This window comes from Winogradskyella sp. A2, assembly GCF_046762865.1.
GTDB lineage: Bacteria > Bacteroidota > Bacteroidia > Flavobacteriales > Flavobacteriaceae > Winogradskyella.
Genome location: NZ_JBKQXM010000001.1, coordinates 681,322 through 703,313, shown reverse-complemented (window position 1 = coordinate 703,313; position 21,992 = coordinate 681,322). Strand labels below are relative to the sequence as shown.

At 34.6% G+C, this 21,992-nt stretch carries 19 protein-coding genes and 5 tRNA genes; all 24 read right to left on the bottom strand.

Annotated elements, in window-relative coordinates; genetic code table 11:
* Positions 1-116 precede the first annotated feature (116 nt).
* The 24 genes from ACFWV9_RS03160 to ACFWV9_RS03045 all read right to left on the bottom strand — a co-directional run bounded on the left by ACFWV9_RS03160 (position 117) and on the right by ACFWV9_RS03045 (position 21,991).
* Positions 117-434: a DUF3467 domain-containing protein gene (locus ACFWV9_RS03160; protein WP_411893776.1), complete on the bottom strand. Its 318-nt coding sequence runs from the start codon at positions 432-434 to the stop codon at positions 117-119.
* A 108-nt stretch (positions 435-542) separates the two neighbouring features.
* On the bottom strand, positions 543-4,844 hold the full coding sequence (gene rpoC / locus ACFWV9_RS03155) for a DNA-directed RNA polymerase subunit beta' (protein WP_411893775.1): 4,302 nt from the start codon (positions 4,842-4,844) through the stop codon (positions 543-545).
* Positions 4,845-4,907: 63 nt separating this feature from the next.
* Entirely contained in the window at positions 4,908-8,720 is a 3,813-nt protein-coding gene (gene rpoB, locus ACFWV9_RS03150) for a DNA-directed RNA polymerase subunit beta (protein ID WP_411893774.1), read from the bottom strand.
* Positions 8,721-8,842: 122 nt separating this feature from the next.
* Positions 8,843-9,223 carry a 50S ribosomal protein L7/L12 gene (rplL, locus tag ACFWV9_RS03145; RefSeq protein ID WP_411893773.1) on the bottom strand — a complete coding sequence of 127 codons (381 nt, stop codon included), beginning with the start codon at positions 9,221-9,223 and terminating at the stop codon, positions 8,843-8,845.
* Positions 9,224-9,275: 52 nt separating this feature from the next.
* The gene (gene rplJ / locus ACFWV9_RS03140) at positions 9,276-9,797 is read right to left on the bottom strand and encodes a 50S ribosomal protein L10 (protein WP_411893772.1); all 522 of its coding nucleotides are present in this window, start codon (positions 9,795-9,797) and stop codon (positions 9,276-9,278) included.
* Positions 9,798-9,816: 19 nt separating this feature from the next.
* Positions 9,817-10,506, bottom strand: a complete 690-nt coding sequence (gene rplA / locus ACFWV9_RS03135; RefSeq protein ID WP_411893771.1) for a 50S ribosomal protein L1 — start codon at positions 10,504-10,506, stop codon at positions 9,817-9,819.
* 10 nt (positions 10,507-10,516) lie between these two features.
* A complete protein-coding gene (gene rplK, locus ACFWV9_RS03130) occupies positions 10,517-10,957 on the bottom strand; it encodes a 50S ribosomal protein L11 (protein WP_114299321.1) in 441 nt (146 codons plus the stop codon).
* Positions 10,958-11,026: 69 nt separating this feature from the next.
* On the bottom strand, positions 11,027-11,572 hold the full coding sequence (nusG, locus tag ACFWV9_RS03125; RefSeq protein ID WP_411893770.1) for a transcription termination/antitermination protein NusG: 546 nt from the start codon (positions 11,570-11,572) through the stop codon (positions 11,027-11,029).
* An 18-nt stretch (positions 11,573-11,590) separates the two neighbouring features.
* Complete coding sequence (gene secE / locus ACFWV9_RS03120; protein ID WP_224528737.1) at positions 11,591-11,785, bottom strand: preprotein translocase subunit SecE; 195 nt, start codon at positions 11,783-11,785, stop codon at positions 11,591-11,593.
* A 45-nt stretch (positions 11,786-11,830) separates the two neighbouring features.
* Positions 11,831-11,903: transfer RNA gene (locus ACFWV9_RS03115), tRNA-Trp, on the bottom strand.
* Between the two features lie 63 nt (positions 11,904-11,966).
* The gene (gene tuf / locus ACFWV9_RS03110; RefSeq protein WP_411893769.1) at positions 11,967-13,154 is read right to left on the bottom strand and encodes an elongation factor Tu; all 1,188 of its coding nucleotides are present in this window, start codon (positions 13,152-13,154) and stop codon (positions 11,967-11,969) included.
* Between the two features lie 69 nt (positions 13,155-13,223).
* Positions 13,224-13,295, bottom strand: a tRNA-Thr gene (locus ACFWV9_RS03105).
* Between the two features lie 59 nt (positions 13,296-13,354).
* A tRNA-Gly gene (locus ACFWV9_RS03100) sits at positions 13,355-13,427 on the bottom strand.
* A gap of 111 nt (positions 13,428-13,538) precedes the next feature.
* A tRNA-Tyr gene (locus tag ACFWV9_RS03095) sits at positions 13,539-13,621 on the bottom strand.
* 45 nt (positions 13,622-13,666) lie between these two features.
* Positions 13,667-13,740, bottom strand: a tRNA-Thr gene (locus tag ACFWV9_RS03090).
* A 112-nt stretch (positions 13,741-13,852) separates the two neighbouring features.
* Positions 13,853-14,155, bottom strand: coding sequence for a ribosome hibernation-promoting factor, HPF/YfiA family (gene hpf / locus ACFWV9_RS03085; RefSeq protein ID WP_411893768.1), 303 nt, complete (start codon positions 14,153-14,155; stop codon positions 13,853-13,855).
* 60 nt (positions 14,156-14,215) lie between these two features.
* Positions 14,216-15,106 (bottom strand): tyrosine-type recombinase/integrase, encoded by an 891-nt coding sequence (locus tag ACFWV9_RS03080; protein WP_411893767.1) that lies wholly within the window; start codon positions 15,104-15,106, stop codon positions 14,216-14,218.
* 102 nt (positions 15,107-15,208) lie between these two features.
* Positions 15,209-15,403, bottom strand: coding sequence for a 30S ribosomal protein S21 (gene rpsU / locus ACFWV9_RS03075; protein WP_411893766.1), 195 nt, complete (start codon positions 15,401-15,403; stop codon positions 15,209-15,211).
* Between the two features lie 70 nt (positions 15,404-15,473).
* Positions 15,474-16,808, bottom strand: a complete 1,335-nt coding sequence (locus tag ACFWV9_RS03070) for a carboxypeptidase-like regulatory domain-containing protein (protein ID WP_411893765.1) — start codon at positions 16,806-16,808, stop codon at positions 15,474-15,476.
* Positions 16,809-16,947: 139 nt separating this feature from the next.
* Complete coding sequence (locus tag ACFWV9_RS03065; RefSeq protein ID WP_411893789.1) at positions 16,948-18,114, bottom strand: acyl-CoA dehydrogenase family protein; 1,167 nt, start codon at positions 18,112-18,114, stop codon at positions 16,948-16,950.
* A 13-nt stretch (positions 18,115-18,127) separates the two neighbouring features.
* The gene (locus ACFWV9_RS03060) at positions 18,128-18,988 is read right to left on the bottom strand and encodes a ComEA family DNA-binding protein (protein ID WP_411893764.1); all 861 of its coding nucleotides are present in this window, start codon (positions 18,986-18,988) and stop codon (positions 18,128-18,130) included.
* Between the two features lie 18 nt (positions 18,989-19,006).
* Positions 19,007-20,641 (bottom strand): alanine/glycine:cation symporter family protein, encoded by a 1,635-nt coding sequence (locus tag ACFWV9_RS03055; RefSeq protein ID WP_411893763.1) that lies wholly within the window; start codon positions 20,639-20,641, stop codon positions 19,007-19,009.
* A 97-nt stretch (positions 20,642-20,738) separates the two neighbouring features.
* The gene (locus ACFWV9_RS03050) at positions 20,739-21,761 is read right to left on the bottom strand and encodes a potassium channel family protein (protein WP_411893762.1); all 1,023 of its coding nucleotides are present in this window, start codon (positions 21,759-21,761) and stop codon (positions 20,739-20,741) included.
* A 2-nt stretch (positions 21,762-21,763) separates the two neighbouring features.
* Positions 21,764-21,991 (bottom strand): PspC domain-containing protein, encoded by a 228-nt coding sequence (locus tag ACFWV9_RS03045; protein WP_411893761.1) that lies wholly within the window; start codon positions 21,989-21,991, stop codon positions 21,764-21,766.
* Position 21,992 lies beyond the last annotated feature (1 nt).

The window sequence follows — 21,992 nt, the reverse complement described above, 5'->3', positions numbered from 1 at the left end:
AACATGTCGAGCAACCTTCAAACTTTTTAAATTAGGCTTGACCTGTTGGTCCAAAATTCAGTGGAATTGGCGGTTGCTCAGTGTAAACATGTCGAGCAACCTTCAAACTTTTTAAATTAGGCTTGACCTGTTGGTCCAAAATTCAGTGGAATTGGCGGTTGCTCGTAATCTTTGATTTCACCATGAGCTTTTTCAAATCTTGACACGTTATCACCCAATGCTTTTAATAATCGTTTTGCATGTTGAGGTGTTAAGATAATACGAGACTTAACTTTACTTTTTGGAGTACCTGGCATTATGCTCACAAAATCTACCACAAACTCGGAGACTGAGTGGTTAATTATGGCTAAGTTAGAATATATCCCTTCTGCCACTTTTTCATCTAGTTCAATATTGATCTGTCCTTTTTTTGGATTCTTTTTTTCGTCTGCCATCTTACTTATATCTATAATTATATTTTATTTATTAAAAAAGCCTTCAAACTTTAATAGAATGAAGGCTTTTGTATATTAAATCCCTGCCTTCGCAGGAGTCTTTTTTTACTAATTAAAGTTCATTTCTTCTTTAGCCTTCATCATTTCATCAAACTCTTCTTTAGAACCTACTATGATGTGTTCGTATTCCCTAACACCGGTACCAGCTGGTATTCTATGACCTACAATTACATTTTCTTTGAGTCCTTCTAATGTATCAACCTTACCGTTTACAGCTGCTTCATTAAGTACCTTGGTGGTTTCCTGGAACGATGCTGCCGAGATAAACGACTTAGTCTGTAAGGATGCTCTTGTAATACCTTGTAAGATTGGTGTAGCAGTGGCAGGTTGTGCATCTCTAGCCGTTGCGACATTTTTATCCTCTCTTCTTAAGATTGAATTTTCATCTCGCAATTGTCTTAAAGTTACAATCTGTCCTGATTTTAAATTCTCAGAATCACCTGCTTCTTCAACCACTTTCATTCCGAAAATCTTATCATTTTCTTCAATAAAATCTGATTTATGAACCAGTTGGTTTTCTAAGAAAATTGTATCACCAGAATCAATTATCTTAACCTTACGCATCATTTGTCTTACAACAACTTCAAAATGCTTATCGTTAATCTTAACCCCTTGTAAACGATATACTTCTTGTACTTCATTTACCAAATACTGTTGCACAGCAGAAGGGCCTTTGATATTTAAGATATCGTTTGGTGTGACAGAACCATCTGATAATGGCATACCTGCTTTTACATAATCATTCTCCTGAACAAGAATTTGATTAGATAATTTAACTAGGTATTTCTTAATTTCACCTAATTTAGATTCTATAATGATTTCACGGTTACCACGCTTAATTTTGCCGAATGAGACAACACCATCAATCTCACTTACTACAGCTGGATTTGAAGGGTTACGTGCTTCGAATAATTCCGTTACACGTGGAAGACCACCAGTAATATCACCAGCTTTAGCTGATTTACGAGGAATCTTAACCAAGATTTTACCAATATCAATTTTATCACCATCATCGATCATTATGTGCGCTCCAACTGGTAAGTTGTACGAACGTATAGTTTCACCTTTCTTATCTTCAATTAATAAAGTTGGGATCAACTTCTTGTTTCTAGATTCTGAAATTACTTTCTCTTGGAAACCAGTTTGTTCATCAATCTCTACCTGATAAGTAACACCTTGCTCAATGTTGTCATACTTTACTTTACCAGCAAATTCTGAAATAATTACACCGTTGTATGGATCCCATTGACAAATTACATCGCCTTTCTTAACTTTCTTACCTGGTTTCACAAAAATGTGTGAACCGTAAGGAATATTATTAGTACTTAAAACAATACCTGTTTTAGCGTCTACTAATTTTAATTCTGAAGTTCTTGAAATTACAACATCAACATCGTTACCGTCATTATCTTTAGACTTAACTGTTTTTAAATCTTCGATCTCTGCAACACCATCAAACTTAACAGTTAATTTGTTCTCTTCAGAAATGTTACCTGCAATACCACCTACGTGGAATGTACGTAACGTAAGCTGTGTACCAGGCTCACCAATTGATTGTGCCGCAACAACACCAACCGCTTCACCTCGCTGTACCATCTTACCTGTTGCAAGATTACGTCCGTAACATTTAACACAAATACCTTTCTTAGCTTCACATGTTAATGGTGAACGTACCTCAATTGATTCTATAGCTGAGTCTTCAATACGTTTTGCGATAGCATCACCGATGTGACCACCAGCTTCAACAAGAAGTTCTTCTGTCATTGGATCGAATACATCGTTTAATGACGTTCTACCAACGATTCTTTCTTCAAGTTTTTCAACAACTTCTTCGTTCTTCTTCAACGGAGAAACTTCAATACCTCTTAACGTACCACAATCTTCTTGATAAACAATTACATCTTGAGATACATCAACCAAACGACGTGTTAAGTAACCAGCATCAGCTGTTTTAAGAGCGGTATCTGCAAGTCCCTTACGTGCACCGTGAGTAGAGATAAAGTATTCTAAAATTGATAATCCTTCTTTAAAGTTAGAAAGAATTGGATTCTCAATAATTTCACCACCACCTGCGTTAGATTTTTTAGGTTTTGCCATTAATCCACGCATACCTGTTAACTGACGAATCTGCTCTTTAGATCCACGAGCACCAGAATCTAACATCATAAATACTGAGTTAAATCCTTGCTGATCTTCACGGATACGCTTCATAGAAAGTTCCGTTAATTCGGCATTAGTAGATGTCCAAATATCAATTACCTGATTATAACGCTCATTGTTGGTAATAAGACCCATATTATAGTTGCCCATAATACCATCAACTTGCTTATTAGCAGCGTCAATCATTGTATGCTTTTCTTGAGGTATAATAATATCACCTAAACTAAATGATAGTCCGCCTTGGAATGCAAACAGATATCCTAATGTTTTAATTTCATCAAGGAATTCTGCTGTTTCTGGCACTGACGTTACCTTTAATATGCCGTGAATAATATCTCTTAAGGATTTCTTGGTTAATACCTCATTTATATAACCTGCAGCCTCAGGTACTTTTTCATTAAAAAGTACTCTACCTACTGTGGTCTCAATAATTTGAGTAGTTAACTCACCTTCTTCATTAAAGTCTTTCGTTCTTACTTTGATTCCTGCATTTAAGTCTACTTTCTTCTCGTTGTAAGCAATTGTTACTTCTTCTGGTGAGTAGAATGTTAAACCTTCACCTTTTACCGTGTAATCCTTGTCAGTCTTTCTAAGCTTAGTCATATAATATAGACCAAGAACCATATCCTGAGAAGGCACTGTTACAGGTGATCCATTAGCAGGATTCAATATGTTATGAGACGCTAACATTAATAGTTGCGCTTCTAATATTGCTTCTGGTCCTAATGGTAAATGAACAGCCATTTGGTCACCATCGAAATCGGCATTAAATGCAGTACACACTAATGGGTGTAACTGAATTGCTTTACCTTCAATAAGCTTAGGCTGGAATGCCTGGATACCAAGTCTGTGTAAAGTAGGAGCACGGTTTAGTAATACAGGATGTCCTTTAAGAACATTTTCTAAGATATCCCAAACTACAGGCTCTTTTCTATCTATAATTTTCTTTGCAGATTTTACAGTTTTTACAATTCCTCTTTCTATTAATTTTCTAATAATGAATGGCTTGTAAAGCTCTGCTGCCATATTCTTTGGCAATCCACATTCGAATAATTTTAATTCTGGTCCAACAACAATTACAGAACGTGCAGAATAATCAACACGCTTACCAAGTAAGTTTTGACGGAAACGTCCTTGCTTACCTTTAAGTGAATCTGATAATGATTTTAACGGTCTGTTAGAGTCTGTTTTTACTGCAGATGACTTACGTGTGTTATCAAATAATGAATCTACCGATTCTTGTAACATACGCTTTTCATTACGTAAAATAACCTCTGGTGCTTTTATCTCAACTAATCGCTTAAGACGATTATTACGTATAATTACACGACGATATAAATCATTTAAATCAGACGTAGCAAAACGACCACCATCTAGAGGAACCAAAGGTCTTAATTCTGGTGGAATTACAGGAACCGCCTTCATGATCATCCACTCAGGTCTGTTCTCTCTGTTTTTATTAGAATCTCTAAATGCCTCTACAACTTGTAAACGCTTTAAAGCTTCAGTTTTACGTTGTTTAGAAGTTTCGTTGTTTGCTTTATGTCTTAAATCGTATGATAATTGATCTAAATCAATTCTTGCTAATAAATCGATAAGGCACTCTGCACCCATCTTAGCAATAAATTTATTAGGATCTGAATCTTCTAAATATTGGTTTTCTTGAGGTAGTGTTTCTAAAATATTTAAATACTCCTCTTCTGTTAAGAAATCCATTTTTTGTACTGGCTCACCTTCTACATTTACGGCAGTACCTGGTTGTATTACCACGTATCTTTCGTAATAGATTATCATATCTAATTTCTTAGACGGTAATCCTAATAGGTAACCTATTTTATTTGGTAAAGATCGGAAATACCAGATATGAGCCACTGGTACAACAAGGTTTATGTGTCCCACTCTATCTCTACGTACTTTCTTTTCAGTTACCTCTACACCACAACGGTCACAAACAATACCTTTGTAACGTATTCTTTTATACTTACCACAAGCACACTCATAATCCTTAACAGGACCAAAAATACGCTCACAGAACAAACCATCACGTTCTGGTTTGTGAGTTCGATAATTAATAGTTTCTGGCTTTAATACCTCACCTCGAGATGCTGCTAAAACTGACTCAGGCGATGCTAAACCAATAGAAATTTTGTTAAACTTCTGTATTGTATTCTTATCTTGTTTTCTTGCCATTTTATTTATGGTATTCAGCACATAACATCAGTCCTTATAAGACTGAAGTTATACACCTAAGTTTTACTCTTCTAATCTAATATCTAATCCTAATCCTTTCAATTCGTGCATAAGTACGTTGAAAGATTCTGGTAGTCCTGGCTCTGGCATTGGCTCACCCTTAACGATTGCTTCGTAAGTTTTTGCTCTACCAATAACATCATCTGATTTTACAGTTAAGATTTCGCGTAATGTACTTGATGCTCCATAAGCTTCAAGTGCCCAAACTTCCATCTCACCGAAACGCTGACCACCAAATTGTGCTTTACCACCTAAAGGCTGTTGCGTAATTAATGAGTATGGTCCGATTGAACGTGCGTGCATTTTATCATCAATCATGTGACCTAACTTAATCATGTAAATCACACCAACTGTTGCGGCTTGGTCGAATCTTTCTCCAGTACCACCATCATATAAATGGGTATGTCCAAATCTTGGAACACCTGCTTCATCAGTATATTCATTTATTTGATCTAAAGTAGCACCATCAAAAATTGGAGTCGCATATTTACGACCTAAGTTTTGGCCTGCCCATCCTAATACCGTTTCGTATATCTGTCCGATATTCATACGTGATGGTACCCCAAGTGGATTTAACACAATATCAACAGGCGTTCCATCCTCAAGGAATGGCATATCTTCTTGACGTACAATACGTGCAACAATACCTTTGTTACCGTGACGACCTGCCATCTTATCACCAACTTTTAGTTTACGTTTCTTAGCGATATAAACCTTAGCTAGTTTAATGATACCAGATGGTAACTCATCACCAACAGATATTGTAAACTTCTCACGTCTCAATGAGCCTTGAAGATCATTTTCTTTAATCTTATAATTGTGTATTAAATCTGCAACCAATTCATTTGTGTGATCATCAGTTGTCCACTTACCAGAAGTTAAATGCGTATAATCATCAACAGCATTTAACATTTTTAAAGTATACTTCTTACCCTTCGGAATGATTTCTTCACCGAGATCATTATAAATACCTTGAGCAGTTTTACCATTAACTATTGCAAATAGTTTTTCAACTAAGATATTTTTGAGATCATCAAATCTATTGTCATATACATCCTCCAGCTTCTCGATATCTTCTTTATCCTGAGCTCTCTTACGTTTATCTTTTACAGCTCTTGCAAATAATTTCTTATCTATTACAACACCGTTCAAAGATGGTGAAGCCTTTAAAGAAGCATCTTTAACGTCACCTGCTTTATCACCAAAAATTGCTCTCAATAATTTTTCTTCTGGTGTTGGATCTGATTCTCCTTTTGGTGTAATCTTACCAATTAAGATATCACCTGGCTTGATCTCAGCTCCAATACGAATCATACCATTTTCATCAAGATCTTTTGTTGCCTCTTCTGAAACATTTGGTATATCGTTAGTAAGCTCTTCGTTACCTAATTTAGTATCTCTTACTTCTAATGAATATTCATCAATATGTATAGATGTAAAGATATCATCACGTACAACTTTTTCTGAAATTACAATCGCATCCTCAAAGTTATAACCCTTCCAAGGCATGAAGGCCACCTTCATATTTCTACCAAGCGCAAGTTCTCCATTTTGAGTTGCATAACCCTCACAAAGTACTTGACCCTTCGCTACCTTATCACCTTTCTGAACGATTGGTTTTAAGTTAATAGAAGTTCCTTGGTTTGTTTTTCTAAATTTAACTAAAGGATATTCTTTAACATCGCTGTCAAAGCTTACCATTGCTTCTTCATCCGTACGCTTGTATTTGATTACAATCTTATCAGCATCAACATACTCAACCACACCATCTCCTTCAGCATTAATTAATACTCTCGAGTCTGACGCAACTTGACGTTCTAATCCTGTACCAACAATTGGTGATTCAGGACGTAATAATGGAACTGCCTGACGCATCATGTTAGATCCCATCAATGCACGGTTTGCATCATCGTGCTCTAAGAATGGAATTAATGAAGCTGAAATTGAAGCAATTTGATTAGGTGCAACATCCGTATAATTAACGTTTATTGGATCAATCACTGGGAAATCACCTTCTTGACGTGCAATTACTTTATCATGTTGAATTTTACCTTTGCCATCAACTTCAACAGTTGCCTGAGCTATCATTTTCTCTTCCTCTTCCTCTGCACTTAAATATGTCGGTGCATTTTTAATATCTACAACACCCTTTTCAACTGATCTATATGGTGTTTCAATGAATCCCATTGAATTTACCTTAGCAAATACTGAAAGTGAAGAAATTAAACCAATGTTTGGACCCTCTGGCGTTTCAATTGGACATAAACGTCCGTAATGCGTATAGTGAACATCACGAACCTCGAAACCTGCTCTTTCTCTAGAAAGACCACCAGGTCCTAAAGCTGATAAACGACGTTTGTGTGTAATCTCTGCTAATGGATTTGTTTGATCCATAAACTGAGATAACTGATTTGTCCCAAAGAATGAATTAATAACTGACGATAACGTCTTAGCATTAATCAAATCTATTGGAGTAAATACTTCGTTGTCACGAACATTCATTCTTTCACGAATTGTACGTGCCATTCTTGCCAAACCAACCCCAAACTGGGATGATAATTGTTCACCTACAGTACGTACACGACGATTTGATAAGTGATCGATATCATCAATCTCTGCCTTAGAGTTAATTAACTCAATTAAATACTTTATGATAGTTATAATATCTTCTTTGGTAAGCACCTGCTTATCCATTCCGATATCTAAACCTAATTTTTTGTTCATTCTGTAACGACCTACTTCACCTAAAGAGTAACGTTGGTCTGAGAAGAATAACTTGTCAATTATTCCACGTGCAGTTTCCTCATCTGGCGGTTCGGCATTACGTAGTTGACGGTAAATATGTTCAACAGCCTCTTTTTCAGAGTTTGTTGGATCTTTTTGTAACGTATTATGGATTATTGCATAATCTCCTTGTTGAGCACTCTCTTTGTGTAAAAGAATTGTCTTTACCTGAGCCTCAAGGATTTCTTCAATATTTTCTTTATCTATAATTGTATCACGGTCTAATACAATTTCGTTACGCTCAATAGAAACTACTTCACCTGTATCCTCGTCAACGAAATCTTCATGCCAAGTGTTAAGTACACGCGCTGCAAGTTTACGTCCTATTACTTTCTTTAAACCAGACTTAGATACTTTTACTTCTTCTGCTAAGTCAAAAATCTCTAGTATGTCTTTATCACGCTCAAAACCAATTGCACGGAATAGTGTTGTTACAGGTAATTTTTTCTTTCTATCAATGTATGCATACATCACACTATTGATATCTGTAGCAAATTCTATCCAAGACCCTTTAAAAGGTATAACTCTTGCAGAATATAACTTAGTACCATTAGCGTGGAATGATTGACTAAAGAAAACACCAGGTGACCTATGTAATTGAGATACAACTACACGCTCAGCACCATTGATACAAAATGTACCACTTGGAGTCATGTACGGTATAGTTCCTAAATATACATCCTGAACTATTGTTTCAAAATCCTCATGTTCAGGATCTGTACAATACAATTTCAATCTTGCTTTTAAAGGCACACTGTACGTTAATCCTCTTTCAATACATTCTTCTATAGAATATCTTGGCGGATCAATGAAGTAATCTAAAAATTCTAGTACAAATTGATTACGCGTGTCTGTAATTGGGAAGTTTTCCATGAAGGTGTTGTACAAACCTTCTGTTCCTCTTTCTTCTGACTTTGTTTCTAATTGGAAAAAATCTTGGAAAGATTTTATTTGGATATCCAAAAAGTCGGGGTAATCTGTTCTATTTACAATAGAAGAGAAATTAATTCTTTCAGCCTTTTTTGCTAACATTGATGAACGAGATTTTTATTAAATAAAAACTAAATATGCGCATATCCGTTATATACACAAAAGGGTTTAGGTCTCAGAGCTTATCTCCAGACCTAAACCATATGTTGTAGGTTAAGGTGAGCTTACTTAAGCTCAACCTCAGCTCCTGCTTCTTCTAAAGAAGATTTTAAGCCTTCTGCTTCGTCTTTAGAAACAGCTTCTTTTATTGTACTTGGTGCGTCGTCAACTAATCCTTTAGCGTCTTTTAAACCTAAACCAGTTAATTCCTTAACTAATTTTACAACTGCTAATTTAGAACCACCAGCTGCTTTTAATATTACGTCAAATTCAGTTTGCTCTTCAGCAGCGTCACCACCACCTACAGCACCTCCACCAGCAGCAACTGCAACTGCAGCAGCAGCAGGCTCGATACCGTACTCTTCTTTTAATATTGTAGCTAATTCGTTAACTTCTTTTACAGTTAAATTAACTAGTTGTTCTGCGAAATCTTTTAAATCTGCCATTTTTCTATTGTTTAATGTGTGTGTTTTTTATATAATTTTTGTGTGTTCTTTTTTAACCTTCTCTTTCAGAAAGGGTCTTAACTATACCAGCTATTGTTCCTCCACTAGACTTAAGTGCCGAAATAACATTCTTAGCAGGAGATTGTAATAATGTAATAATCTCACCAAGTAATTCTTCACGCGACTTAATATCTACTAAAGTATCTAACAACTCATCTCCAACATAAATTGCTTCCTCAATGAAAGCACCTTTTAATAAAGGTTTCTCGGATTTCTTACGAAACTCTTTAATAACTTTAGCTGGAGCATTACCTGTTTCAGAATACATTACAGATGTATTTCCTTTTAAAGTAGTTGGCAATTCACCAAAATCTTTATCAGAGGCTTCCATTGCTTTCTCTAAAAGTGTATTCTTAACCACAGCTAACTTAATGTTAGACTTAAAACATGCTCTTCTTAATTTTGAAGTTGCTGCTGCATCTAACCCAGAAATATCTGTTAAATAGATATTTGTATTATCTGCTAACTGAGCAGTCAACTCTTCAATTACTACGGATTTTTCTTCTCTTGTCATAATATTCTAAGTTTAACTACTATCCTATTTTTGTATCAATTGCTATACTTGGACTCATAGTACTAGACATGTAAATACTTTTCATGTAAGTACCTTTTGAAGATGTTGGTTTCAACTTCATCAAAGTTGTCAATAGCTCGTTTGCATTGCCTACCAATTTTTCAGCACTAAAAGATGCCTTACCAATTGGAGCATGTACAATACCCGTTTTATCTACTTTGAAATCAATCTTACCAGCTTTAACTTCACTTACTGCTTTGGCTACATCCATTGTAACCGTACCTGTTTTTGGATTTGGCATTAGCCCTCTTGGTCCTAATACTCTACCTAATGGTCCTAACTTACCCATAATGCTTGGCATGGTAACAATTACGTCAACATCTGTCCAACCATCTTTAATTTTCTGTAAGTATTCATCTAACCCAACATAGTCAGCACCTGCTTCTTTAGCCTCTGCTTCTTTATCTGGAGTTACTAATGCAAGAACCTTCATATCTTTACCTGTACCATGCGGTAAAGAAACAACACCACGAACCATCTGATTGGCCTTACGTGGATCTACACCTAATCTAATTGCTAAATCTACTGAAGCATCAAACTTTGTATATGTAATTTCTTTTAGTAAAGCTGAAGCTTCTTCTATTGAGTAAAGCTTGTTCTTGTCAACCTTTGCTCTTGCTTCTTTTTGCTTTTTTGTTAATCTTGCCATTTCAAAAAATTTAGTTTGGAGCTTCACCTCCTTTAACAGTGATACCCATTGATCTTGCTGTACCTGCTACCATTTTCATAGCAGATCCGATTTCAAAGGCATTTAAATCTACCATCTTATCTTCAGCAATTGCTCTAACTTGATCCCAAGTTACTTTTGCTACTTTACGTCGGTTAGGTTCTCCTGATCCTTTCTTTACTTTGGCCGCTTCTAATAATTGTACTGCAGCTGGTGGTGTTTTGATTACAAATTCAAATGATTTGTCTTTGTAAACAGATATGACCACAGGTAATACTTTACCTGGTTTATCTTGGGTTCTTGCATTAAATTGCTTACAAAACTCCATGATATTAACTCCAGCAGCACCTAAAGCGGGTCCAACCGGTGGCGATGGATTCGCAGCACCTCCCCGAACTTGTAGCTTAACTACTTTGTCTAATTCTTTTGCCATTTTTAAATGTTTAGTGCGTCTTATCTAAATTGGAAGCTAGATCTAACGCTATCTTTATTGTAACAATTATTATAACTTCTCTACTTGCATATAGCTTAACTCTAATGGTGTTTTTCTACCGAATATCTTTACCATTACTTCTAGCTTACGCTTTTCCTCATTTATCTTTTCGATAGTACCATCAAAACCATTGAATGGACCATCTATAACTTTTACTGTTTCTCCTTTTGTAAATGGAATTGCAACAAGAGCATCTGCTTCAATTGCTAACTCATCTACTTTACCTAACATTCTATTTACTTCAGATTGTCTTAATGGCACAGGATCACCTCCCTTTGTTTCACCTAAAAACCCAATCACATTTGTAATTGACTTAATAATATGTGGTATTTCACCACTAAGGTTTGCCTGTATCATTATGTAACCTGGGAAATAAACTTTTTCTTTGTTTATTTTTTTTCCGTTACGGATCTGAACAACTTTTTCTGTTGGTACTAAAACCTGATCAACATAATCCTCTAAACCTAATCTAGAAATCTCATTTTCTATATAGGTCTTGATTTTGTTTTCTTGACCGCTTACAGCTCTAACAACATACCATTTTTTCTCTGACATTCTCTTAACGTATAATTGTTAGTTTATAAATTGAAAATATGCTTTTACCGCTCTACTAAAAACAGTATCTACACCCCAAATAGCTAATGAAAAAATAATAGAAAACACAGCTACAAGCACTGTTAACCTTTGAGCTTCAGGCCAAGGTGTCCAAGACACATTATTCTTTAATTCCTCAAATGATTCTTTTATGTAAGTTATTATTCCTGCCATTTGTTATTTATTTAATGGTCATTTTTATGACCTAATTCTGCTTAGCACGGGTTGCGAGACTCGAACTCACGACACCTGGTTTTGGAGACCAGTGCTCTACCAACTGAGCTAAACCCGTAAATAATAATCAAGGCATCCTGTATTACAGGACACCTTAATTAACTATTTAACTTTTTAGTGTTTAGTCTAAAATTTCAGTTACTTGACCAGCACCAACTGTTCTACCACCTTCACGGATAGCGAAACGTAAACCAACGTTCATTGCAATTGGTTGGATTAAGTCAACAGTAATTGTTAGGTTATCACCAGGCATTACCATTTCAACACCACTTGGAAGCGCAATGTTTCCTGTCACGTCAGTTGTACGAACGTAGAACTGTGGACGATAGTTGTTGTGGAATGGCGTGTGACGACCACCTTCTTCTTTCTTAAGGATATAAACCTCAGCCTTAAATTTAGCGTGTGGAGTTACAGATCCAGGCTTAGTAATTACCATACCTCTAGAAATCTGTGTTTTCTCAATTCCCCTTAATAATATACCAGCGTTATCTCCAGCCTCACCTCTATCAAGGATTTGACGGAACATTTCGATACCAGTAATAGTAGAAGTTAATTTCTCAGCACCCATACCGATGATCTCAACAGGATCACCTGTATTAGCAACACCAGTTTCGATACGACCTGTAGCAACAGTTCCACGACCAGTAATTGAAAATACATCTTCAATTGGCATTAAGAATGGCTTATCCATATCACGTACCGGCTCTTCGATCCAAGTATCAACAGCTTCCATTAACTCCATAACTGTATCTACCCATTTTTGCTCTCCATTAAGCGCTCCTAATGCAGAACCAGCAATTACAGGTCCATTATCACCATCATATTCGTAGAATGATAATAAATCTCTTATTTCCATATCTACTAACTCAATTAATTCTTCATCATCTACCATATCTACTTTATTCATAAATACAACGATACGAGGAATTCCTACTTGACGTCCTAATAAGATGTGCTCACGTGTTTGTGGCATAGGACCATCTGTTGCAGCAACAACTAAGATAGCACCATCCATTTGAGCAGCACCCGTTACCATATTCTTAACGTAATCCGCGTGACCTGGACAGTCAACGTGGGCATAGTGACGATTTGCTGTTTGATATTCTACGTGAGACGTATTAATTGTAATACCTCTTTCTTTCTCCTCTGGAGCATTATCAATCTGATCAAACGACATTGCGCTTGATAAACCTGCATCAGCTAATACTTTAGTAATAGCAGCAGTTAAAGTTGTTTTACCGTGATCTACGTGTCCAATTGTACCAATGTTTAAGTGTGGTTTTGAACGATCGAAAGTTGCCTTTGCCATGTTTAATTTATTTTAATCTTATTTAATATTAGTGTTCAATTTTAATTCTAAATCAATCTTAGAAAAAAGAGCCAATGACGAGATTTGAACTCGTGACCTCTTCCTTACCAAGGAAACGCTCTACCCCTGAGCTACACCGGCGTAAAGTGTTTATTTCCTCATTAGCATAATGAGAACCCTGCCTTCGCAGGAATTTTTTGAGCGGGAGACCGGGTTCGAACCGGCGACATTCAGCTTGGAAGGCTGACGCTCTACCAACTGAGCTACTCCCGCTTTTTACAAGACCAAACTTGTTTGATTTTATCAGAATTTTCTAGGGTTTCTCGAAGATTCTGAATGGAAATCAATCCAAATAATTCAAAATTAACAATTTCAAATTATTTGTGGGAAGAGCAGGATTCGAACCTGCGAAGGTGAAAACCAACAGATTTACAGTCTGTCCTCGTTGGCCGCTTGAGTATCTTCCCTTTGTAATTTCAATATTTTAAAGAACTGATTCTTAAATTTTTAAGAGCCGATAGAGGGACTCGAACCCACGACCTGCTGATTACAAATCAGCTGCTCTAGCCAGCTGAGCTATATCGGCTTATTTTACTTCAAAATGCCCTTTTAAGACCATAAAAAAGTCCGCTATTTCTAACGGACTGCAAATGTAGTGTTTATTTTTTTTATTCAAAACATTTTTAAAAAAATTTTACTCAACTATGAGGTCTCAATTTTTCCTTTCTCTTTTTTAGTTGTCGCTCTAATGATGCAATAGCTATATCGGCACCTTCTTCAAATGTCTTACATTGCTTTTTTACTATAAAGCTATCACCTGGAACACTTACCTTAACTTCAAACACTTTGTTCACTTTATTACTAGTATTTTCTACTTTTAAATACACATCTGATTGTATTATTTTGTCATAAAACATATCTAATTTATCCATTCGTCTTTGAATGAAATCTATTAGTGTACTATCTGCAGTAAAATTTACGGATTGAGTGTTTACTTTCATAAGCCTAGTTTTAAATTAATTATTGGTAATATTTTTAATCACCTTACAATAAATGCGTAATTAAGTTTTATTTCTTGGATGAGATTTGGCATAGACCTTTTTTAATTCTGCAATACTATTATGTGTATATACTTGTGTAGCTGCCAAACTAGTATGTCCAAGAAGTTCTTTAACCGCATTTAAGTCTGCGCCTTCATTTAATAAGTGAGTAGCGAAAGAATGTCTTAGTACATGTGGGCTACATTTTGCTTTTGAAGATGCTATACTAAAATACTTATTAATTATTCTGTAAACAAGCATTTCATAAATTTTAGTACCTTTTATTGTTAAAAAAAGGGCTTCACTATTTACTATCGTAGGAAGTTGATTACGGTACTTTAAATAAACATTAATTGATTGAATCAAGGAATCGATTATTGGTATGTAGCGTTCTTTATTTCGCTTGCCCAATACTTTTAATTGTTTTTGAGAAAAATTGATGTCTGACATCTTAATATTCACAAGTTCTATTCTTCTTATGCCTGTAGAATAAAACAGTTCAACAATTAATTTATCCCTAGCGCTTTCAAAATCATTTACTACAATAGAATTATCTAGGACCTCTTTTAATTCTTGCTGAGAAAAAGGTAAATTCAATTTCTTGCCAACTTTTAGGGCCTTATGTTTTTTCAAAGGATTGTTATCAATAACTTGCGTTTTTTGCAAAAACTTGTAGTATGCATTTAAAGAGGATACTTTTCTGTTAATACTGCGATTGCTAATTCCATTATTTACTAATTGAACAATCCATTGTCTTATCAGGCCATACTGCACTACATTGATATCATCAATTTCATATTGTTCTTTCAAAAATTCTTGAAGTGATTCAATATCTCTTATATAAGCCAATACCGTATGTTGAGAATAATTTTTCTCAAGTGACACATAATCTGAAAAAGCCTTTAAACTCATACCAAATAGTAGGTGATTAAATATAACCAATTACACACAATTAATTTTATAAAAACAAAAAATCCTGTGGCAACACAGGATTTAACTTAAAATATATATAGACTATACCAGTTCTTGGTCTTTTAACGTTTGTATATATTCTGCCTTTTGAACTTGTCTCCTAAGAGCTTCAGAAGGTTTTGTATACTGTTTACGAGATTGCAACTGACGTTTAGTACCCGTTTTATCAAACTTGCGCTTATATCGCTTCAATGCTCTTTCTATATTTTCTCCTTCGTTTACCTGTATTTTTAGCATAAGTCTTAACCTCCTCTCTTTTAAAATTTGCGCCGCAAATATAAAACGAAATTTAAATTCTGAAGCAAAATTATTCTTTAAATAATGATGCTTTTTTAGTTAAGTCTTGTATCAGTTTTTCATCCTCTTCACTTTCTAGAAGGACATTATAATTTTGCCAAAACTCCTTATTGTATGGTTTAGAAGAGAAAATATCAGCGTCCCATTCTTTTTGTAATTCAATTTTCACGATTTCCTTTTCTAGGATAATTTCAGAAAATAAAACTTCTTGCACCGTATAATAAAATCTTTCATTCTTATTATATCGTTTTTTCTGGCTTTCCGTCATATCTGCATCTGACTTAAGACCAACGGTAACTAATTTTGGCGTTTCATAATACACATAATTAGGATACATCTTATCCTCATACTCCATGTAATTAATTATCAATTTATGATTGACTTGTGTATCAAAAAGTCTTTTACTTCTGATTTTTTGAGCATCTGAAGCTGCAATTAATTCATACTCAACTCTTTTTATAGCATAATTATCATAGTAAATATAAAGCCAGCCACTAGCGATATACCCCTCATTGTAGATTCCTTCAGTTTGTAAACCAACAAAATCAAAACTTTTATCAATCCTAATTTTGTATATCTTACGATCATTATCGACTAAAATAGTATCGAGTTTAAACTGATGCTTTTGTAGAACCTCTTCTCCAAAGAGCGCATTTTCATTTTTTGAATTTCTGAATAAATTCAATTTACCCTTAAATAAATTTTGTAATCCATTAACCCTAGTATCGTTCCATTTTATGGCTTGTACCAATTGATCTGTACTGAGATCATTCCTATTTACATCATTTACCTTTAATCTTTGGCCTTTGTTTTTTTGATTGCTATAAGACACATATGAAAAAATACTATCTATATCTCGCAAGTCATAACTTTTGCGCACCTGATCTACATTTATTTTTAAATGATTGTCCGTGGATACGGTATATCCTGAATCGTATAATGTAATTGCACTTTCAATTAGCCATTTAAACTCAACCTTATTACGCTCCTTATGCCTAAGAAAACCTTTTTGAATATATGATGAGTCTGGGAGATTAATTTCGAGTTTTTCAAGAGCCTTTAAAACAATCCCATTTCCAGTAGTTGGTCTTGGCTCAGCCAAAACTATAACCTCATCCAAGGTTGCTATATCTTCCTCTAAAAAAACATCTAGGGTATTATCGAATTCATCAACTTGTACCTTATAGGTTTTAAATCCAATAGAGGAGATTACTAATGTATCTTTTTTAAATTCATTAGGTACGAGTAATATAAATCTACCATCTGAGTTACTGACGGTTCCTATAGTTGTGTTTTGAATGTAGATACTTGCGTTTTCGAGAGGAAAAAGTGAAGTGAAATCCACCACCTTATTTTTTAATTCTATCTGAGCACTGCCTGATAGAAAAAAGAAAAAAGTGATAATGGTAAAAAAAAGATATCGTAGGTTGTATAAATTCATAATTCACTTGAGTATTAAACTTCTCAAATGTAATAATTATAAACTATGTGGCAGGCTTATAATCCTTATTATCAATCACCATCTTAGCGATGATTTCCTTTAAAATCTCTGAAGTACCACCACCAATTGGCCCTAATCTACTATCCCTAGCTAATCTTGCCATTGGATATTCTTCCATATAACCATATCCTCCTAAAAACTGAAGACATTGATAAATCACCTCATCCGACATTTTGGTAGATTGTAATTTAGACATGGTTGCTTCCTTAACAACATAATCTCCCATATCTAATCTTTTGGCCACATAATAATTGAATTGCTTACATATTTCCATTTGGGTCTCACAATCTGCATAAGTATGTCTAAGAGCCTGAAATTTATCAATTGTTTTACCAAATGCAGTGCGCTCACTCATATATTGTTTAGCATACTCCAAAGCATATTCTGCCCTAGCATGTGCATTGACACCCATTATTAGTCGTTCTAACGAAAAGTGTTGCATAATGTAACCAAATCCTTGATTTTCTTCTCCCATTAAGTTAGATGCTGGAATTTCAACATTATCAAATGCGATCTCTCCAGTATCAGATGCTCGCCAGCCAAGTTTATCTAACTTTGTAGCTGAAATACCAGGTGTCTCTCTATCAACAACAAATATACTTATACCCTTATTTCCGAGTTCTGGACTTGTCTTAGCTGCAACAACAAGATAATCACTGTAAACTCCATTTGTAATAAAAGTTTTAGAACCGTTAATAATATACGTATCACCTTTTTTTACCGCTGTTGAACGCATACCTGCAACATCACTACCACCAAAAGGTTCTGTAATACAAAGACAACCTATTTTATCTCCCGTTATACTAGCTGTAAGATACTTTGCTTTAATTGCCTCGTCACCTTCCTTGTTAATATGAGTCATCGCCAAATAAACATGAGCCCAAATTGCTGCTGCAAATCCACCAGAATTTATTTTTTGTAATTCTTCAAGTAAAATAACTGTGTAGAACAAGTCTAAATCTAATCCTCCATATGCCTCAGGGTAAGCTAAACCAAAGTAACCCATATCAGCAAATTTCTTCCAAATAAATCTATCTAAAAACCCTTGTTCTTCCCATTTTTCAACATGAGGAACAACCTCTTTTTGTAAAAAATCTCTTAAACTTTCTCTAAATAAATTATGCTCTTCCGTGAAATATAAGCTAGACATCATATGCAATTTTTTAAAGGTGCAAATATAACTTAATTATCTCATATTTGTTAATTGGAAAATCTTCAACTTTTGTTAATTCTTCTAAAGATTTAAAGCCATCTCTTAAAGTTCTTTCTTCAATAATATTATTGGCAACTTCGTAATCTATATACTTGATTAAAACCAACTCATCTCTATTTGCAGTGTTTAGATTAAATGTAATGATCTTTCTTGGTGACTTAACCGCATACTCTTTATTGATATTTTCAATAACCTCTGGTGATAAGCCATATACTTCAGAAAGCTCAATCATAGAATAAAACCCTCCATTGAATTTATCACGATATTGAATTATGCGCTCAGATAATTTTTCTCCTACACCATATATTTTCTGCAATTGTAATCTAGTAGCTACATTAAGATCTTGTTTTTGATCATACGTTTTAATCACATTAGAATTATAGTAACTTGGTTTTGATTTTGGATTAGTAACCCATTCTGGAAATTTAAAAAATGGTGAAATTAACGCTAAAAGTGAATCTGAAACCTTAGTTACCTTTTGAAAGTCTTCTGCATTATTAATCCATTGATTATTTGATCTAAATTGATGCAATCTATCAATCTCTTCATTACTCATACCTAGAGTATATCCTTTATAATCTGTAATGTAATTAGGATTGAAAGGGTAAGTTTTAGGTTTATTTTTTTCTAATTCTACTGTACGCAAGGAATCTAATTCCTTTCTGAATTCGTCTATATTTTCTCTTTGTGAAGGTTCACTATTATCGGTAAAATCGATAAACAGATATGTACATTGTAGTACTATAATGATGAGTAACAACAAAAAAATCCCATTTCGTTGTTGATTTGAAAACTGGAAATGGGACATCATATTTTATGAAGAAGAATATTATTCTTCTGTACCTGCTTTAATTGCCTTTACATATTTGGATATCTCTTCACGAACTCTTGGGAACAAGAAGAATAAACCAATCATATTAGGAAAAACCAATGCTAAGATCATTGCATCAGAAAACTTAATTACCGCATCTAATGTTGCTGCCGCACCGATTACAACGAATAATAAAAACAAAACCTTATATAACATATCTGCAGTTTTTCCTTTTCCAAAAAGGTATTTCCATGATTGAAGACCATAATAAGACCATGATATCATAGTACTAAATGCAAATAAAACGATCGCTATGGTCAGTACATATGAAAATCCTGGAATTACAGAATCAAATGCTCTAGACGTTAAATCAACACCTCCTAATTGCTCTCCGGTTCCATTTAAAATAACATTACTTCCGTTTACTGCACCATACTCGAATACACTCTGAAGGTTAGTACCATCTATATTAAAAAAGATAATTACCAATGCCGTCATTGTACATATCACTACTGTATCAATAAACGGTTCTAACAAGGCAACTACACCTTCCGATGCAGGATACTTTGTCTTTACAGCTGAGTGCGCAATTGCAGCCGATCCTGCTCCTGCTTCATTAGAAAAGGCAGCCCTTTGAAAACCAACAATTAAAACACCGAGAAAACCTCCAAGACCTGCCATTGGTGTAAAAGCACCTTCAAGAATAAGTCCAAAGGCTTCATCAATGTATGAGAAGTTTGCGAATATAATTATCAGTGATGCAAGTACATATATACCTGCCATAAATGGAACAATCTTTTCAGTAATCTTGGCAATTCTTTTTATCCCTCCTATAATTACAATACCAACTAAAATTGCGAGAATTATACCTATAATAACACCAGTACTTCCACCTTCAAATCCAAAAAGCGAACTTAACTGAACAGCAGCTTGATTAGATTGAAAAGCATTACCGCCTCCAAATGACGCACCTACACATAAAATTGCGAATAAGGCACCTAATACTTTCCCTATACCAGTGAAACCTCTTTCCTTTAATCCTTTAGACAAATAATACATTGGGCCTCCATAAACTGTACCATCATCGCCTATATCTCTATATTTTACACCTAATGTACATTCTACAAATTTTGTAGACATTCCAATAAGTCCACAAACTATCATCCAGAATGTAGCTCCTGGCCCACCTAATGCTATTGCAACGGCAACACCAGCAATATTCCCCAAACCTACAGTGCCTGAAACAGCAGTTGCTAATGCCTGAAAGTGACTTACTTCACCTTCTTGACTTTCATCTCTAATTGTATCTGGTAAATCACCATCAACAATATTTACTGAGACTTTTTCTTCAACTCCATGCTGTTCGATTTCATCATATTTACCTCTTACCGTATTAACTGCAAGCGGAAATTTGGTTATACTCGGTACCTTAAAATAAATTGTGAAAAATGTTGCTCCTAATACCAACAGAATTACAACAAAAGGAATATCATAGCCTGCTACAGGAACAGGTGTAAGTATAAATCCTTCCCACCAAGTTGCAATTGGCATAAATGCATCATTTACTTTTTCGTCGAGGCCTTTTTCAGCTTCTTGAGCATAATTTAATAAGGGTAATATAAATGCAGAAATTAATAGAAGATACTTCTTCATAAATAGGGTTATTAGTTAGTTATTGTAATTTTAAGCTGACAAGATGCTAAAAAAAAACGAATTTTTAAAACCACACACGTTAAAAAGGGCTTAAATTCTAAGCTATATTATATTGAGAATTTAGACTTTGTATTTGTTCAGGCCTACCTAATACAACAATTTTAGAACCAGGGACTAACTTGGTGTCTGCACCTGGGTTAACTATATATTCACCATTGGGGTCTTTAAAGCCTATTACAGTACAACCTGTCATTTTACGCAAATCTAATTGCCTTATAGTTTTTACATTCTCAGCATTATATAGTTGCTCCACTTTTACTTCTTCAACATTTATGTTTCTTTCTCCAACAATACCTAAGTTATCAATAAACTCCACTAAATCTGGTATTACAACTAAAGATGCCATATGATCTCCACCTATTTTATCAGGCAGAATCACATTGTTCGCACCCGCTAACTTTAATTTATTGTAAGATGTCTCTTGGGAAGCTCTACTAATAATTGTCATTTTACCATTTATTTGGCGCGCAGAAAGTACCACAAAAAGGTTGTCGGCATCGCTAGGTAATGCAGATATTAATGTACTAGCTCGTTCTATACCAGCTTCTATAAGTGTTTCATCTTCATTAGCATTACCAAAAACGTACGGCATATCTTCTTCTTGCAAACGTTCTATGATTTCTTTATCCTTTTCAATAATCACAAAAGGCTTATTATAAGTTTTCAACTTACGGGCAGCTTGTTTTCCATTGCGACCGAAACCACAGATAATAATGTGGTTTTTCATTGCTTCAATTTCCTTTTGCATTTTTCTATGTTTTATATCTTCAAGATTATTTTTACTAAGAATGTATTCTGTTATAATTGAAATTGCATAACCCACTATTACAACACTGGCTAATATTAAAAATATAGTAAATATTTTTGATGCTGTGTCTAAAGGGTTTACTTCGGCAAAGCCTACGGTAGTTATAGTAATCACAGTCATATAAGCTGCATCAACCCATTCATATCCTGAGATATACTTGTAGCCGACTACACCTATAAACATTAATATCAATAACAGCAGTAATGCCGTATATATTTTTGACCTAAAAAGTTTAAGTAATGGATTATGCATATTTATAAATCAAATACTGAAGACCGTTTTGTGTAAATAATATCTTTTATTCTTATCCAAAAAGCCAAAAACAAATATAAGGCAAAACCAAATCCTACGGTAACAAATGTTAGGTACATAAATGATGTCCTCACAATCTTTGCTCTTATACCTAAACGATCTGCTATACGTTGGCAAACATAGTATCCGCGTTTTTGAAAATAAAGCAATAATGCATAAAATAAATTCATA

What these genes read in the sequence shown, in the direction of transcription:
- ACFWV9_RS03160 (WP_411893776.1), bottom strand. Translation starts at nt 434, where the DNA reads ATGGCAGACGAAAAAAAGAATCCAAAAAAAGGACAGATCAATATTGAA.
- rpoC (WP_411893775.1), bottom strand. Translation starts at nt 4,844, where the DNA reads ATGGCAAGAAAACAAGATAAGAATACAATACAGAAGTTTAACAAAATT.
- rpoB (WP_411893774.1), bottom strand. Translation starts at nt 8,720, where the DNA reads ATGTTAGCAAAAAAGGCTGAAAGAATTAATTTCTCTTCTATTGTAAAT.
- rplL (WP_411893773.1), bottom strand. Translation starts at nt 9,223, where the DNA reads ATGGCAGATTTAAAAGATTTCGCAGAACAACTAGTTAATTTAACTGTA.
- rplJ (WP_411893772.1), bottom strand. Translation starts at nt 9,797, where the DNA reads ATGACAAGAGAAGAAAAATCCGTAGTAATTGAAGAGTTGACTGCTCAG.
- rplA (WP_411893771.1), bottom strand. Translation starts at nt 10,506, where the DNA reads ATGGCAAGATTAACAAAAAAGCAAAAAGAAGCAAGAGCAAAGGTTGAC.
- rplK (WP_114299321.1), bottom strand. Translation starts at nt 10,957, where the DNA reads ATGGCAAAAGAATTAGACAAAGTAGTTAAGCTACAAGTTCGGGGAGGT.
- nusG (WP_411893770.1), bottom strand. Translation starts at nt 11,572, where the DNA reads ATGTCAGAGAAAAAATGGTATGTTGTTAGAGCTGTAAGCGGTCAAGAA.
- secE (WP_224528737.1), bottom strand. Translation starts at nt 11,785, where the DNA reads ATGGCAGGAATAATAACTTACATAAAAGAATCATTTGAGGAATTAAAG.
- tuf (WP_411893769.1), bottom strand. Translation starts at nt 13,154, where the DNA reads ATGGCAAAGGCAACTTTCGATCGTTCAAAACCACACTTAAACATTGGT.
- hpf (WP_411893768.1), bottom strand. Translation starts at nt 14,155, where the DNA reads ATGAAAGTAAACACTCAATCCGTAAATTTTACTGCAGATAGTACACTA.
- ACFWV9_RS03080 (WP_411893767.1), bottom strand. Translation starts at nt 15,106, where the DNA reads ATGAGTTTAAAGGCTTTTTCAGATTATGTGTCACTTGAGAAAAATTAT.
- rpsU (WP_411893766.1), bottom strand. Translation starts at nt 15,403, where the DNA reads ATGCTAAAAATACAGGTAAACGAAGGAGAAAATATAGAAAGAGCATTG.
- ACFWV9_RS03065 (WP_411893789.1), bottom strand. Translation starts at nt 18,114, where the DNA reads ATGTCTAGCTTATATTTCACGGAAGAGCATAATTTATTTAGAGAAAGT.
- ACFWV9_RS03060 (WP_411893764.1), bottom strand. Translation starts at nt 18,988, where the DNA reads ATGATGTCCCATTTCCAGTTTTCAAATCAACAACGAAATGGGATTTTT.
- ACFWV9_RS03055 (WP_411893763.1), bottom strand. Translation starts at nt 20,641, where the DNA reads ATGAAGAAGTATCTTCTATTAATTTCTGCATTTATATTACCCTTATTA.
- ACFWV9_RS03050 (WP_411893762.1), bottom strand. Translation starts at nt 21,761, where the DNA reads ATGCATAATCCATTACTTAAACTTTTTAGGTCAAAAATATATACGGCA.
- ACFWV9_RS03045 (WP_411893761.1), bottom strand. Translation starts at nt 21,991, where the DNA reads ATGAATTTATTTTATGCATTATTGCTTTATTTTCAAAAACGCGGATAC.